The organism is Wolbachia endosymbiont (group A) of Icerya purchasi (assembly GCF_947251635.1).
Taxonomy (GTDB): Bacteria; Pseudomonadota; Alphaproteobacteria; order Rickettsiales; family Anaplasmataceae; genus Wolbachia; species Wolbachia pipientis.
In genome coordinates, this window is sequence record NZ_OX366357.1 from 1063666 (window position 1) to 1080054 (window position 16389).

Below are 16389 nucleotides of genomic sequence, written 5' to 3' on the forward strand. Positions count from 1 at the left end.
TAATTTAAATCCTTAATAATTAAAAAGTTAATATTCAAAATATCTCTGACGCTAAAGAAGGCCTGGGGTCAGCACCACCAAACCCGCCAGTATGGCCGAAAGGACCCACTTTTTATCGATTTCTCAGTTTATTAATATTTTTACTAAGGTCCATAACATAGAACATCAAAGCTAAAGCATCTGCTTGATTATCATCTCTAGGTGAAAAACTTTTTTTTCACGTATCGCTTCAATAACTTCACTCTTACTTGCATTACCTTTGCCTGCTATAAAGCGTTTTATAGTTTTAACATTAACACCTTGGTAGGGAATACTGTTCTCCTCACACCAGGCAGAGAGAACGGCAAGAAAACCGCCGTAGCAATGCGCTGCATCAGTTCCTAAGTGTCTTCTTACTTCCTCAAAATACACTGCAGAAATGTCTTTCAAAGAATTGAGCCAATTACGAAAATTCAAGAAGCACATACCACCTCCACTGAAACGACTACCATGAAAACTTTTGCTTCCACTTTCAATTACTCCATCTGTTAGAATTGCCCAGCCGGTTTGCTTGCCGAGATCTAGCGTTAAGATTGACGTACAAAAACTCCTTTGTGTAATTAAAGTTCAATGCCCTGTATAATATATATGTACGATGACTCGCAAATTCGTCCGCAATTTTGAAAAAAAAATTAAAAAAAATTCATATCCTGCCATTTGAGTTTTTTTCATCTTTACTTATCTTAATAACTATTTTACATAACTTATATTACGCCAATATTTATATTATTATATTATCATATATTATATTTTACCTGTATTTAAATATATATATAATATATACAAGACTTCAGTAATCCGTAAGTCCTCTTTACTGGCCGATTTCAGCCACTTAACTTTAGAAATGACTTTTAGGAATAGAACATAAAAAAGACAATATTATCAATAATTTAACGATTACTGCTTTCTGAAATACTAATTAGTAATTCAGAAATTAGGTATGAAATTGGTAGTTTTTTACCTATGAAAAAGTAGCTTCCGTAGTGTATCAAAACGTTTAAATCTTATTTTAATTTTTAAATATTTTATTCTTTTGGATAAAAAAATTATTACTACTTTTTTATAATAAATTAGTCATACAAAGTCTTGGTAAAAATCTCTATTCATGAAACTTTTGGAGTTTTTATGAAGAATTCTTATCAAGGAATCGATTCTACAATTGTTAAACATGTGAGATTTCAAGCTTCGCGCCTTAAATCCAAAAGCTGTTTTATTAACGAAAGTCTCGAAGATATAGAACAAGAGCTTTTTTGTCAGGTTTGGCAATATCTTAACCAGCACGATGAGAAAAGGAGTAGTTTTAGTACTTTTGTTGCTAGATTATCTAATTATTGTGCTCGCAATATGTTACGCAATCAGTTGTGTCTAAAACGTAATATAACTTTTGATGATATAAACGACGATATTCCAGATCATAGGAACTCGGAAATCGAAGCGATAATTCGCACTGATATAAATAATATAATTTCAACTTTGTCTGAAAAAGATAGTAATTTATGTCAATTGCTTAAGGTATTTACTATTACTGAAGTTTCTGTAATAACCAAAATACCAAAGACAACTATCTATCGCACACTAGAACGAATACGCGATAAATTCTCAGTTTCAGAGAAATTATAAGCTCTCGATTATATTTGCTCAAAATTTTTTTTTGCAAATTGCGGACGAATTGCCTAGGTTATCGTACATATATATTTAGGTACTGGGAGAAAAATGAAAATAATGAACAGCAATGAACGGCTAAAAGTTCAAACAGGTATAAAAATGGTCATCTTTGGTCCTTATGGTATAGGTAAAACTAGTCTCTTAAAGACCATAAATGAACCAACACTTTGTCTTGATTTTGAGGCAGGTTTACTTGCTGTTCAAGATTGGCAAGGGGATTCTGTAAGATTCGTACTTGGAATGAGGCAAGAGATATTGCATGTCTCATAGGTGGTCCTAATCCTGCGTTAAAATCTGACTCAGCATATAGCCAAAGACACTATGAACATGTATCCAATAAATACAAAGAGCTTTCTTCAGAGTTTCTCAAGTATCGATGTATTTTTATCGATAGTATTACAGTAGCCTCGCGTTTATGTCTATTATGGGCACGGATGCAACCTGAAGCTTTTTCTGAAAGATCAGGAAAACAAGACATGAGAGCTGCTTACGGGTTACTTGCTCAAGAGATGATGGCTTGGCTCAATCAGTTTCAACATATTCCAAATAAAGACATCATTACAGTTGGAACTCTTGGACAATACCTCGATGATTTCAATCGCTCAACTTGGCTACCTCAATGTGAAGGAGCTAAAACTGCAAGTGAAATTCCTGGGATAGTTGACGAAGTAATCAGTATGGTTGGAATCAAGAAAGATGATGGTACAGAGGTTCGTTCATTTGTCTGTCAGACGATTAATTCTTGGGGATATCCTGCTAAAGATCGAAGTGGTTGCCTTAATATGGTTGAAGAGCCGCATCTGGGTAAATTACTTGCGAAAATTAAAGCCAAAACTTTGGCTCCCATTGTTTAATTAAAAATTGGAGAAATTATTATGGAACAAAGCTTTTTCAATATCGGTCAAAAAATTCCCTTTTTCAGTGTGAAAGAATACTTGAATGATCAATCGCCAATACCAGAAGATATAATTTCACCAAGGATTTTAACAAAAAGAGGTCTATTGGTGCTGGGTGGCCCACCTAAAATCGGCAAAAGTGACTTTTTGATCTCTTGGCTTGTTTACATGGCTGCTGGTAGATCATTTCTCGGTATGACACCAAGTAGACCTTTGAAAATCTTCTACATGCAAACTGAAATTGAGTATGAATATATGAAAGAACGGTTGCAACAACTTCAACTGGATAACGAACTTTTGAATGTAGCTGCCAATAACTTAATTATCACGCCAAGAGTGCAATTATCATTTAGTAGTGAAGAAATAGATGAAATTAAAAATGTTGTTAAAGAGCGTTTCAAACCTGATATTATTGCGATTGATCCTCTTCGTAACATTTTTAACTCAAGTGAATATGGTAATGAAAATGACAACAGCGCTATGCTATTCTTTTTGCAAAAAACGCTTGAAAGACTGAGGAACATTATTAATCCAGATGCAGGTATAATCCTCACCCACCACACAAAAAAAACTGTCCAAAAAGATGCTGGAAGAAGATCCATTTCAAGGCCTAAGTGGTGCTGGATCTTTACGTGGATTTTATAGTACTGGTATGGTGATGTTTGCTCATGATGAAGAAAGCAGTGCACGCCAGATAGTATTTGAGCTTCGCAATGGTGAACGCGTGCAAAATAAACTTGTCGATAAGATAAATGGTCATTGGCAGCTAATAGAATAGCTAATTTTCACTTTAAAGTCAACTTATAGGAGAGTGTATGCTACAAGATTTTTTAACTGATTTTAATAACGCGAAACTGCAGAGCAGTTTAATACCGAAAGGTACAATAGTCAAGGTAAAAATGGCAATAAAGCCTGGAGGTTATGAAAATTGGTTCACTAAAAACTACACTACTGGCAGTATCTATTTAAATGTAGAATTTACCGTCACTGAAGGCCCATATGCAAAACGCAAGATTTTTCAGATTATAGGTATCAAAAATGGCAAAGCAGAAGGTGAAGAAGACATCTGGGGAGAATCTGGACGTTCTATGCTGCGTAGTATTTTGGAATCATCCAGAAATATTCATGCAAATGACACTTCAGAGAAAGCAGTTACTGCTAGAAAAATCAACTCTATAGCTGATTTCAACGATTTAGAGTTTACAGCAAAAGTAGGCGTTGAAACTAATAATACGTACGGAGATAAGAATAGGATTACTACAGTTATTACTCCAGAATTACAAAAAAGTTTTCAAGATGATTGGTTGCCATTTTGAAGTATGACGAAGGAAAGTTGTGGGCTGCTGTTATTACTAGAGCTATTCAGGATGCAGTAGGAAAAAACCCTAAACTTTAAAAAGAGGCTTATCAATGGATTCGCTCACGATCTTTTGAAACTGTTTGTGAGCTGGCTAATCTTGACTTTAAACGTCTAAAAAATATGTTGAACAAATTTGGAATAAACAAGGAGAATTTTATGGATTTTTCATCTAAAAATGTTTTAAAAATAAAATCATTATTAATTAATAATATCAAAGATTGTTTATCTTATTTGTTACCTGAAGGCAAATCTTACCAAGATAAATTCTATATTGGCAGTAGAAATGGAAATAAGATAATAGTTGAAATGGAAGGAGAAAATGCAGGAAATTGGTACAACCTGATCGAAGAAAAGAAAGGAAATATAATAGACCTTTGGACTTTAGTTAAAGGTAATATAGATTCTGCTGAAACATGGTTGAACAGTAAAGATGAAAGAAGTTCCATATTACAAGAAAAACAAAACGAAGGAAAAGCATTTTCTGTAAACCATTACTTAAATGACAAATCACCAATGCCACAAGATATAATAGGCCCAAGAATTTTGACACCAGGTGGTCTTTTGGTCATAGGTGGTACTCCAAAGATTGGCAAAAGTCATTTTCTTCTTTCTCTATTAGTACATCTGGCAGCAGGAAGATCATTTCTTGGCATGAAGCCTACAAGACCGCTAAAAATATTCTATCTACAAAACGAAATGGAATATGACTATATTAGAGAACGTATACAACAACTCAATAAACTTCCTCATTTAGCAACAGAAAACTTAGTTGTGACGAACAAGATGAATTTAACCTTAAATGAAGAAGGTATAGAGAAAATAAAAGATATGATAGCTGAAAAGTTTGATTTAGTTGTGATTGATTCTCCTTATAATTCCGTTAACCATGGTCTGCAGCATGCAATAGAAAAACTACGTTCCAAGATTAACCCTATGGCTGGAATAATCATCACAAATCACACCAAAAAAGTATCTATCTCTACATTGGAAAAGAATCCATTTCAAGCTCTCGTTGGTGCTAACGCTTTAAGAAGTTTTTATACATCTGGAATATTAATATTTCAACCCAATAAACGTACAAATATCTTACAAGTAGTATATGAACTTAGAAACGGTAGATCTATACCAACAAAATTCATCAATAAGATTAATGGATGTTGGAAAACTGCTAACGTTATAGCTAGAACATAAAAATTCTTCAGGTAGGTATGGATATTTATTGTTCACAAAGAAATGGACATTATAAATTATTAGGGAAGAAAGAACAGTTAAGAACTCAACTCCTATCAAATATAAGGTCATGTCTTTCTTATTTACTGCCAAGAGGAACTTTTCGTGGTGATAAGTTCTATGTAGGTGATCTACAAGGCAATAAAGGACAAAGTATGATAGTGGAGTTAACTGGCAGTAAAGACGGATTATGGCATGATTTTTCTACCGAAGAAGGAGGAGATATTTTTGATCTTTGGGCTGCTGTTACTGGAAAAAATCAATTTACTGACACGATAGAAGATATTGCTAAGTGGATTGGTTATTCGGAAAAAAATAACACTCTAGGTCAACCAACGGCATCATGGAACTATTACGATGAAAGTGATCAAGTGATTGCTACAGTTTATCGTTATAACACTGATTCAGGAAAAAGATATCTTCCTTTTGATGTAAAAAGGTCTAGTTTTACTCCACCACAGATCAGGCCTTTATATAATATTTCAGGTATTATGAAATCTGATAAGGTGATTTTAGTTGAAGGCGAAAAGTGTGCAGATGCTCTAATAGAACAAGGTATGACTGCCACAACTGCAATGTTAGGAGCAAATGCACCAATAGAGAAAACAGACTGGTCACCACTTAAGGGTAAGCATGTTATTATTTGGCCAGACAATGATGAACCAGGCAAACAATATGCTGAGAAAGTTGTGAAAAAGCTTACTTTTCTTGGTGTTTTATCACTTACTCTTCTTGAAATACCGGAGAATAAACCAAAGGGATGGGATGCAGCAGAAGCAAATATAGACATTTCTGAATTCATTGAAAGTAACTCGAGAAAAGTAATTGTTAAGCAATTGCTTAATATTCAAGAATGGAGCGTAGAACGTTTTATAGGTCCAGTACCAGAGCAAAAGTTTCTTGTTGAAGGGTTATTTCCTTTAGGAGTGACATCTATTCTAGCTGCAATGGGAGATACTGGTAAAGGTATGCTTCTGCTTGATTTAGCACTGAAAGTTGCGAGTAGAAAAGATCAGCCATGTGGTTTTGGTCCTTTAGTTACTGAACATGGATCTGTGGTAATTTTCTCAGCAGAAGATGATATGAGTGAAATACATCGCCGTTTAGAGCGTCTTGACTCACAATGCGAGAGATTAAAATATAAGGATAGGCTCTTTATTGTACCATTACCAAATGTTAGTGGATCACTTACAATCATAAAGAGTGTTTCAGGTAAAGTTATAGAGACTTCTCCTGAATTTGAATCGATAACAAAACAACTTAATAAAATAAAAGACTTAAAATTAATCGTATTTGATCCACTTGCATCATTTGTGCATGCTGATTTAAATACTGACCCATCCGTAGGCGATTATTTGATGTCTTTATTATCTGATTTAGCAGGCAGCACTGGAGCATCAATAATTACTGCCCATCATATGAGAAAGCCAAAAAGTGAAAAACCTATATCGACTATTGAGCAAGCACGTGATGCCATTAGAGGTACATCTGCTCTTGTTAATGGTGTGAGGTGTTCATACGCTTTTTGGTCTGTGGAAGATGCAGCTAAACCGACAATTTTTAAATCAATAGGAGAATCTGTAAGACAGAACGCATTATTTTATGGAGCAATTGTTAAAGCAAACGGTTTGGCTGATCGCACTTTACGCACTTATTTAAGAAATGAAGAAACAGGATTGTTAGAGGACATAACTGAAAGATTAAGAATAAAAAATATGAACGAAAAAGATTCAAAGCAGCATCTTATAACTGCAATTACACGAGCAGCAATTTCTGGACATCCATTTACCCATACAGGAAGTACAGGAGTGTATAAACAGCGGCATAGACTACCTGAGGAGTTTCACAGTATAGGAAGAGATAGAATGGAGCGTATAGTTCAAGAGCTGTTACAAACACGGAAGCTGGTTAAGGGAATGGCTACTGGTTTAAAAGAAGATAAATGGCTTGACATTCCTAGCGGACCATTTGCTCGCGGCGTTGGAAAGTTTAGCTGTGGAGCTGAGCTATTCTCCTAAAAAATTTTTCTGATATAAAAAAATATTTTGATTTTTGCGGACGAATTTTGAACTCACCGTACATATATAATATAGGGGGAAAAATGTCAATACTCACACAATCGGGTCGAGCAGCAATAGCAGCAAGCATAAAAGAGCAAGTTATACATCTTGCCTGGGGAACAGGTGATGCAGGCTGGGAAAGCAATAATAAAGTAGAAATTTTTCACCATTGATGGCAAAATAAAACTTGATCATCAACCTGTTAAAGATGTGAAGGTTGTTACAGGGCAAACAGTTTATCAGCCAAGTGTTGACTATACAGTTGATAGCAGTACTGGTGTGATTAAAAAAGTAAAAAACAGCTCTATTGCAGAAAATACTGCAGTGAAGTTGGAATATACTCAAACCACCCCACCAGAGCCTATTACGTCTGAAAACTGCTCAATGAACTTGGCAGACGCACTGCAGACGAAGTGCTATTCTGCACAGGTGATGAAAACGGTGAACTTATAACTCCATCTGGAAGGTTTAGGCCCTCAAATGTACCAACCAATAATTTATACCTTAAATTTACTTTCGATTTTACGGACGCAGCAAATCAAGTTATACGGGAATTAGGGGTTATGGTTGGTACTAAAGTAAAAGAAGGATTACCTACAGGACAGAGATATTTTGAGCCAAAAGACGTGGAAAATCCTGGAATTTTGTTAGTACTTGAGCACACAGTACCACTAATCAGAACAGCAGCCACTCGTGAAACTTTTTCCTTTGTTGTAACTTTTTGAATTTTTCTAGCATTAAATGACTTTAAACGCCTATTATAACCGCTTTAATCCTGATAAAGAATACGAAAAAAGTTTGTTCCTGGCAGGAAGAGGTCTACAATCAGCAGAATTAAACGAGACTCAGGAGTATGCTCTTTCTAAGCTTAAAGGCATAGGTGATGCAATATTTCGTGATGGCGATGTTATAACAGGAAGCAATTGTATTATAGATGCAGAAACTGGTAAAGTTACACTTGAAGGAGGAAAAATCTATCTGCGTGGAGCGGTTAGAAAAGTAGAAGCAAAAGAATTTACTATTCCACTGAGTACCACAATTCGTATCGGTGTTTATTACGTAGAATCTACGATTACAGAACTTGAGGATGAAAATCTTCGTGATCCTGCAGTTGGTACAAGAAACTATCAGGAAGTAGGAGCTGCAAGGCTTAAAGTTTCCACCATTTGGGGATACCGAGTAGAAGGTGTTACTGTTAACTCTACAAATGGCGAATTTTACCCAATTTACAATATTGAAAATGGAGTATTGATAGAACATTCACCACCACCACAAGCAAATATAGTAACTACTGCTCTTGCTCGTTATGACAAAGAGATACCGTCTCGCCAGTCAACAAGAAAATTATAAAAATTGAATCTTAAGCTGCATTGTAAAATCAAAAAGTACTTCCAACTGTGTAGCGGTATAGTTAATGTATATATTGATAAGTAAATTTCTGTTGTTTTGTATGTATAAAACTAATTTACTTATCAATATATACACTAACCAACTACATTCAATAAATTTGTATAAGATAATATTTTACATAAGATAAAATGGAAGCATTTTTTGATTTTAAAGCACTAAACCTTCAGTCAACATCCTAGCTCTGTAGTTCTTGATATGATTTGGATCAAAAGCACTTTTGGATGTCAGAATACCGAAAATGATATGGAGTAACTTACGCATTGCAGCACCAACGATGGCCATATTATGCTTACCCTTTTCCTTTAATCTTTGGCAAAAACTCATAATGATAGGATTGTGATTCTTAGCTACTATGGCAGGAAAGAACAGAGCCTTGCGTAGTGTTCGTGAACCTGATTTACTTAATCTGGGCTTGGCATGTACAGATGAACCTGACGTTATATTTTGTGATATAGTTCCTGCATATGCTGCCAATTGCCTGGCATTTATAAAATCCTTTATGTCAGGAATTTCCGCTAAAATAGCTATTGCTGATTCCTCTCCTATTCCTGGAATAGTCAGTAGAAGTTGAAAATTTTCCAACAACTCTTTGTGTTGCTTTAATAATTCACGTATGGAGTTTTTTATTGTTTCTATTTTTTGCTCTATGTTCATTGCAAGGTCTTCCCAAGCATTTGCAACTTCTTTAGGCAGTCTCTCTTTTTTTTCTAAGTGGTTATTTACTAATGTCAATTCATCTTTTAACGCAGCCGAGCAACGATAAAGATGTTTTAATTTTTTCTTTTCGGGAGAAGGTGGTGCCCAGCGAGTTGGTTCCTGCCTTTGGCAATAATCTGCAATAATTTCTGCATCGGTCTGATCATTCTTTTGTCGTACAAGCTTACTCCTCGCATAAGATTTTATGCAATAAGGATTTACAACACTAACAAAATATCCAGCATTGTGAAGAAATTCAGCCAAAGCTTCACCATAACAACCAGTAGCTTCCATACAGGCTTTTACTTCTTCTACATTATGTTTTTGTAGAAAGTCCTGCAAACCTTGAAACCCAGAATCCTCGTTTTTAAAATTCCTTTTCCTAGTTTCACGTTTTCCTTTTTTGCTTATGAATGAAAGAAAAACATCAAAGCGATCTTTTGATATGTCTATTCCTAAAAAGTTGTTGATCATATATAACCCCATACGTTACCATTAAAAATGAAAAGTAAGGCTTACCTTGTGAATACAGAATTAGAACCATTTAGGTTTTTCTACGATACCGTCCAGCCTATACTTTTGAGAAGGGAACTCTTATCTCTTGCACAGATTTTATATCTAAGCCAAATGCTAGAGTTTTTCCCTTCTCCATCTAATGCTTAAGCTTAAAACATTAAATGCTTTTTACAAGATACAAGCTAATTTCAATAATTACTCGTTCCAGTAAACATTATCCTGAGATTTTTGAAGAACTAGAGGATAAAGAATATGAGCAATTTATTCAAAGTGAACTTTCAAAATCCGAGAATTATGTATAAAACAACCGGAAAGATGGTGAGATCAGGTAATCTATGGCTAAGACGTCATACCGCCGCGGTATCTCTTAGCATAGATCCCGCTAACGAGTAGCGGGATGACGATTGTCGGTGAACCTAAGTTACTTTAGCTATAAATATTTAAGAAATTTACCAAATGAAAAAAAAGGCAAAAGAAGCCCCGGTTACTATCTATTTTCAGTATTGGCGTTCTTTAAAGTCTTAAACACTGCAATTTAGCTGCTTTTAAATGCAACTCACCTTAGTTTAAATGTTTAAGAAATTTACTAAGCAGAAAAAAAGGCAAAAGAAACCCCGTGTTAGCTAGTTGTCACTCTCTAACCCTGCAAATCGGCGTTCTATACTGTCTTAAACGCTTTATAAGCGCGTTTTAGCTTATATAGCTAGAAATGTTGTGAAGACATAAGGTACACATAGTGCAAAAAATTAAACATGAGACGCCAAATACCTTGAGTTTTTTTGTCATTTAATCTGTACAGAGAAGATAAATAAATAGCTTCAGTTTCATGATAAGGGGGCTGTTAAGGCTTGTCAAGTGGTTTTTTAGCCACGTTTCCCTGTTATAATGTTTGTTTGCTTGACCTAAGATCCAGGAGTATTTAAACTGAACCCTATATAGTACTAAAAATGATAGGAAATCTAAGCGGAATAGTTGATGAAGTGTGCAGCGATCACATAATCCTGAACGTGAATGATGTTGGCTATATAGTGCACCTTTCAGCCAAAACTTTAAGTGCTTGTGCAATTGGAAGTAGAATCAAATTACTTATCGAAACCTATGCAAATAACAGAGAAAACACTACTCAGCTATATGGTTTCATAAGCAAAGAAGAACAGCAGTGCTTGAGGTTGCTAGTTAAAGTAAGCGGTGTTAGCTATAAAACTGCAATGTCAATTTTGAGTAAATTAACTCCAGAACAGCTATTTTTGGCAATTATGAATGAAGATAAAGTAACACTCAAGATGAGTGGACTTGGCTTGAAACTCATAAATCGAATCATCACTGAATTGAGTGGCAAAGTAAGTAAACTAGAAATAAATAACAATAACTTTAATCCAATTAATGAAGATGCCCTTTCAGCATTGATCAATCTTGGGTATGAAAAAATGAAAGCTTATGATACGATAAAAAAAATACAAGACGAATCGTCAAACCTGGACACTAAGGACATTATTCGCATGGCGCTTAAGGAGCTCTTAACATTATGAAATCAATATCGTGCGGTAAAGAATATACTGAAGATGTGCGCAATATTAACATCAGGCCTGAGCAACTTGATGATTTTGTCGGGCAAAAAGACTTAATACAAAATTTAAAAGTGTTTATAAACGCTGCACAGACGAGAACTGAAGCTTTAGATCACGTCTTATTGTACGGTCCTCCAGGGCTTGGCAAAACAACTTTAGCACAAATTGTTTCTAAAGAATTAAGAGTTAGCTTTCGCGCAACTTCTGGTCCTTTACTTAGTAAAGCTGGGGACTTGGCTGCAGTGCTTACCACTTTAAATGCAAAAGATGTTCTATTTATCGACGAAATCCATAGATTAAATCGCAGCATCGAAGAAGTTTTATATACTGCTATGGAAGATTTTTGCTTGGACATATTAGTAGGTGAAGGTCCATCTACTCGCACTTTAAGGATAGATCTACCACCATTTACGCTAATTGGAGCAACTACACGGCTTGGATTACTTTCTGCGCCACTCAGAGATCGTTTTGGCATTCCTTTGCATCTTGAGTTTTATTCTTTTGAGGAGCTAGTCGATATTATAAAAAGAGGCGCAAGAGTTCTTTCTGCTGAAATTGAAGAGGGTGCTGCACGGGAAATTGCCTGCCGTGCGCGCGGTACTCCAAGAATTGCTTTGAGGTTACTCAGAAGGATAAGGGATTTTGTTGAAGTGAAAGATGATAAAAAAATCACTTATGAAGTCGCTGATTCTGTATTGCTAAAATTGGGTGTAGATAAAATGGGACTCAATAAACTTGATGTGCATTATCTAAGATTTTTATTCAACACCTCAGGACCTGTTGGAATTGACACTATATCTATTGCGCTATCTGAGGATGTTGGCAATATTGAAGAAACAGTAGAACCTTATTTAATCAAAATTAGTTTTGTAAAGCGCACACCAAGAGGACGCGTTCTAACCGACCAAGCAAAGGAGTATTTGAGCTTTCAACATTAAACATCATAATTTATATTGACTAATTGGCATGACATCTATATGTTAACATTTATATATTAAGAATAATGGAGGCATATATGTTAACTAATAGCACTGAAACTGTATCTTTGATTGGAACTTCTTCTAATCTAAATATCAGTCCTTCTGATAATAATCCAATTTCGGATACTAAAAATGTACCTAAATCAACACTGGATGAGAATGTACCTAAATACGTCACTCTTAATAATGAAGAAAAATGAAATGAATTCTTTGTAATGCAGAACAACACTTCTACTACTAACGCAAATTCTGGATTAAGGAAGGAAGTATAGGAAATAGAAGGCTTTTTGGATTTGATGGAATAGGAGATGAGAGTAGAAAAGATATGAACCAAGAAATCAACAGGGGATCTATGGCGAGTGTGTTCAATTTCTAGTCTATTTTTTAGGTAACCAAAAACAGTCTCAATGATAGACCTTTTTCTCAGTAAAATCTTCTCATTTAGCGAAATTAATGTATTTTTCATACCTTTTTTCACCTTGGTAACAAGTTTCAAACCTCGGTCAAACAGCTTCTGAAAAAGCTCTTTTGCAATATAACCTTTGTCACCAAACAAAAGGCCGGTTAATTTTTCCGTCAAATTTGGCACAGGTATCCTATCATCAACATTGCCTTTTGTTAGCGTAAGTGCATGAATTTCACCATTTTCATTGATTACCATATGTAATTTGAAACCAAAAAACCAGCCGTAAGTACTCTTGCTTAATTTTGCAATTCCAGCAAAAACTTTGTTTTTGGATATTCTTTTTGCATGACAAACTGCAATGGGAGTTGTGTCTATATATGAAATTCCAGTGTTTTCTGACTGTCCACAAAGCCAATGCAACAACATTGCTAAATGCCACAAAACCCTAGGCTTTAGAGCAACAAACCTGGTATATGAAGGCAACTTTGGAAACTCTGATTTGTAGAGCAACGTTAGGTAATGTAGATAGAAAGTTTTGAAATTTTTACACGGAGATTGTTGATATAGCAGGATTATTGTCATGATTTCAGAGTGCTCAATTTCCGTTGTTCTTGTGGGTTTTTTACCATTTGGCAGTAGTTTGCCTGCAAAATTTTTCTCTATATCTCTGCAAAAATCATCGACCAAACAAAACAGTTTTGTTATATCTTCCATGGGTAACCTCATCTATTTTTTTATAATTGCTGAGTTTACCCTGTTTTCTGCCTTTTCTATTCTCCTTTAATCCAGAATTCGCGTTAATAGGGTTTGTGAATTTCTGTTACGATAAACTCTGAAATTAGATCATACTCCAAAAAAAGGTGCGCTATTTGTGCTCCACCAATCATGAAGACTTTAGAACTACTTTGGATTGACAAAAACTCTTGCATAGAAGAAATAATAGTGCATTTTACTCCTCTGTTAAAACAAGAATTTAATTTGTCACGAGAAAAAACAACAGGGATACGATCCTTCAATATGTTTTGGGGTATTATCTCAAACGTTTTTCTTCCCATAACAATAACTTGTTTGTCAGTCACCTGACGAAAATGATCTAACTCACTTGGATAATGCCAGGGCAATCCATTATTTATTCCAATTACCCCCTTGGAATCAACAGCCATAATTCCGATAACTATCATCCCTGTAAAGCAGCTTGAGCTACAAAAAATCGCATGTGATCACGCACATTATGCACTCGAAGGAAATCAACCTTGTTGTGCAATGCAGATGATAAAGCAATTGTTTCTAAATCTCCTTTAAAGACAGGTTCTGTAGAAAAAGAAGGAATAAATGACTTTCTAGAATGACCAACCAGAACTTTGCAGCCAAAACTTTGCAATGCTTCTATATTGCGTAAAATCCAGATATTCTGATATAGAGATTTGCCAAAACCAATACCAGGATCAATAATGATCGAGCTTTGATCAAAACCTAGAGCTAGTAATCTATTAATGTTCCTTTCTGCCCAATTATTTATGGTATCAATTGGATCAATGTCACTTAGGATAATGTTGTCACTATATGGTGGTATGGAGAGTGAATGCATAATAACGATACTACATCCACTGCTAGCAATCGCTTTTAAGGTATTATCATCTAGATCTCCCTTCTGATCGTTTACCCAGGCAATGTTGTAGTGCTCCAAAACATTCAAAATAACATCTGGCCAGAAACTATCAATGCTGACTTTAATGTCACCAACTTTCATATATTGATTAAGGTCATCAAGCACTGGTTTTAAGCGTGCATATTCTGCTTTTGGAGTTTGTATTGAAGAGCCAGGTCTTGTTGATTGAGCACCATCAACTATGCTTGCACCATCTGATAACAGCCGCAGTGCCTGCTTGGTTGCTTGATCTGCATCATAATAAAGACCACCATCTGAAAATGAATCAGGAGTAATATTGACAATACCTACAAGCTCTGGTGAAAGCGTAAAACTCCTTAAAAAGCAATCCTTAATGTTAGGGTTAACAGTACCAAACGTTTTGTTAACTACTGCCATAGGGTTCAGCATTGTCATCAAGTGAAGCAAAAATGGTCTGTTTATCAATTCTGGGTGAGGAATCTTAAGGTAGGATGTATCAAGTGTCAGGTTATCCCATAACAAAATATCCAAATCAATAATGCGAGGTGCCCATTTTTCATAGACCTGCGGGCGGCCAATGTCACATTCAATTTGTTTAAGGCCCTTTAACAGCTCTTCGGGAGAAGAAGAACAACTTCCATACACAACCATATTTAGAAATGGCTTGTCCCATTCAGGTGGAGCATCATTTGGTAAAATAGCCTTAGTCTCCAGAACAATTGAAGATTTTAAATTTTTAAAATAGCGCTCCTTTAGTAACTGAGCAGCCTTTTGTAAATGGGAAAAGCGATTCCCCATATTTGAGCCAATAGAAATATAGATCATTAGTTATCTTCCTGTTCTTGCAGTGCATTACAATAGGTGAAAAAGACGCCTCCATGTACATTAGGAACGGGTGGTGCAACTTTGTGAGTAGTTACTCTTACAGAAGAAATAATATGCTTTTTTTGCAGCAAAAGATCATTAATGATCCTGTATATATCATGAGTTAAATGTTCGATTAAATTAAATTGCTTGCTCTGAACAAGAGACTGAATATTTTGTACTATCTCTAGATAGCAGACGGTATCTTCAAGCCGGTCAGTCATAAGCCCTAACGGAGGAGATTTAAAAATAAAATCAACATCAATACTAACTAATTGGGAATGAGACTTCTCTTCTGCACTGCACCCTAAGTGAACCCAAAACCGTAAGTCAGATATAAGAAGATTACATGTAGACATTGCATTCCAACATCACTGAGTTTAAGCTACTTACAACTACTAACACACGCTAGCATTCATCATTCCATCAAGAAAACCCCACAAGAGCCTTGCTCCCTTTTGAGCACCCTGCATAACTTTATCTTGCTCTTTTTCATCTAGATCTTCAATAAGATTTGCACATTCCTCAGAATGCCACTCATCAGCATGCATATGGACCGTAAAAAATTGAAGAGAACGCTCATCACTTATTGAATAGTGTTTTTTTAAACCTTCAATTTTAGACTTAGAAACCTCTGGAGTTTGACGTTCATAAGCGTACAAGGCTCCAAGACCTGCTGCAAAACCTGATCGTACAATATCAAAGTAACCTCAACTAATTCTTGTGTCTCCTTAACTTGTGCATCTTCAAGAAGATCAGATCGTGTTATTCCAAGTCCTTCAGCAAAACGCTTCCATAACTCTGGATGATTTTCATCACCTTGTTCTTCTTCTATCAAATTACCAAGCAAAACCTGTCGCATTTTTAGATCTGGGCACAAAAAATGTATACCACTGATATAACGAGGAAACGCAGCAACATGATGATAATATTCTTTAGCATAGGTTTGTAAAGCTTGCAAGCTTAAGCTTCCTGTATTCCATGATTGGTAGAATGGATGATTTAGTAAGTGCAATTCATCTAACTTGTTATTTAGAGACTTAGTAAATTCCATCATTTCCCCCATTAC

The 16389-nt window shown here is 35.4% G+C and carries 9 protein-coding genes and 8 pseudogenes; 10 read left to right on the plus strand and 7 right to left on the minus strand.

All coding sequences use genetic code 11. The features are described 5' to 3' along the window. Window positions 1-112: 112 nt before the first annotated feature. Window positions 113-600: pseudogene (locus OPR17_RS05590) on the minus strand (crossover junction endodeoxyribonuclease RuvC). Window positions 601-1164: 564 nt separating this feature from the next. Between OPR17_RS05590 and OPR17_RS05595 the strand changes: the two are divergent. The 8 genes and pseudogenes from OPR17_RS05595 to OPR17_RS05645 all read left to right on the plus strand — a co-directional run. Further along, complete coding sequence (locus tag OPR17_RS05595) at window positions 1165-1659, plus strand: sigma-70 family RNA polymerase sigma factor (protein ID WP_265022180.1); 495 nt, start codon at window positions 1165-1167, stop codon at window positions 1657-1659. A 93-nt stretch (window positions 1660-1752) separates the two neighbouring features. Next, a pseudogene (locus OPR17_RS05600) lies at window positions 1753-2558 on the plus strand (ATP-binding protein). Window positions 2559-2579: 21 nt separating this feature from the next. Beyond that, window positions 2580-3378 (plus strand): annotated as a pseudogene (locus tag OPR17_RS05605) (AAA family ATPase). Window positions 3379-3415: 37 nt separating this feature from the next. Continuing rightward, window positions 3416-3916 carry a hypothetical protein gene (locus tag OPR17_RS05615; RefSeq protein WP_265021451.1) on the plus strand — a complete coding sequence of 167 codons (501 nt, stop codon included), beginning with the start codon at window positions 3416-3418 and terminating at the stop codon, window positions 3914-3916. Window positions 3917-4116: 200 nt separating this feature from the next. Next, a complete protein-coding gene (locus OPR17_RS05620; RefSeq protein ID WP_265021452.1) occupies window positions 4117-5151 on the plus strand; it encodes an AAA family ATPase in 1035 nt (344 codons plus the stop codon). Window positions 5152-5168: 17 nt separating this feature from the next. Continuing rightward, complete coding sequence (locus OPR17_RS05625) at window positions 5169-7208, plus strand: AAA family ATPase (protein WP_265021453.1); 2040 nt, start codon at window positions 5169-5171, stop codon at window positions 7206-7208. An 83-nt stretch (window positions 7209-7291) separates the two neighbouring features. Continuing rightward, window positions 7292-7975, plus strand: a pseudogene (locus OPR17_RS07325) (hypothetical protein). Window positions 7976-7991: 16 nt separating this feature from the next. Continuing rightward, window positions 7992-8567: pseudogene (locus OPR17_RS05645) on the plus strand (DUF4815 domain-containing protein); the annotation flags it as partial. Between the two features lie 240 nt (window positions 8568-8807). Here the strand turns inward: OPR17_RS05645 and OPR17_RS05650 are convergent. Continuing rightward, entirely contained in the window at window positions 8808-9830 is a 1023-nt protein-coding gene (locus OPR17_RS05650; RefSeq protein WP_265021361.1) for an IS110 family RNA-guided transposase, read from the minus strand. Between the two features lie 989 nt (window positions 9831-10819). Between OPR17_RS05650 and ruvA the strand changes: the two genes are divergently transcribed. Both ruvA and ruvB read left to right on the plus strand, forming a co-directional pair. Beyond that, window positions 10820-11401, plus strand: coding sequence for a Holliday junction branch migration protein RuvA (ruvA, locus tag OPR17_RS05655; protein ID WP_265021457.1), 582 nt, complete (start codon window positions 10820-10822; stop codon window positions 11399-11401). Continuing rightward, on the plus strand, window positions 11398-12378 hold the full coding sequence (ruvB, locus tag OPR17_RS05660; protein WP_264722939.1) for a Holliday junction branch migration DNA helicase RuvB: 981 nt from the start codon (window positions 11398-11400) through the stop codon (window positions 12376-12378). Before ruvA ends, ruvB begins: the two co-directional genes overlap by 4 nt. Before the next feature lie 298 nt (window positions 12379-12676). On the opposite strand, the pseudogene OPR17_RS05665 reads toward ruvB, so the two are convergent. From OPR17_RS05665 to OPR17_RS05690, 5 genes and pseudogenes are all read right to left on the minus strand, one after another. Next, window positions 12677-13540 (minus strand): annotated as a pseudogene (locus OPR17_RS05665) (IS982 family transposase); the annotation flags it as partial. Window positions 13541-13626: 86 nt separating this feature from the next. Beyond that, window positions 13627-14007: pseudogene (locus OPR17_RS05670) on the minus strand (dihydrofolate reductase); the annotation flags it as partial. Continuing rightward, window positions 14004-15281, minus strand: coding sequence for a dihydropteroate synthase (gene folP, locus OPR17_RS05675; protein ID WP_265021458.1), 1278 nt, complete (start codon window positions 15279-15281; stop codon window positions 14004-14006). The gene folP and the pseudogene OPR17_RS05670, both read right to left, overlap by 4 nt. After that, the gene (locus OPR17_RS05680; RefSeq protein WP_265021459.1) at window positions 15281-15679 is read right to left on the minus strand and encodes a dihydroneopterin aldolase; all 399 of its coding nucleotides are present in this window, start codon (window positions 15677-15679) and stop codon (window positions 15281-15283) included. The genes folP and OPR17_RS05680 overlap by 1 nt, the downstream gene beginning before the upstream one ends. Window positions 15680-15718: 39 nt before the next feature. After that, a pseudogene (locus OPR17_RS05690) lies at window positions 15719-16374 on the minus strand (CADD family putative folate metabolism protein). Window positions 16375-16389: the final 15 nt, after the last annotated feature.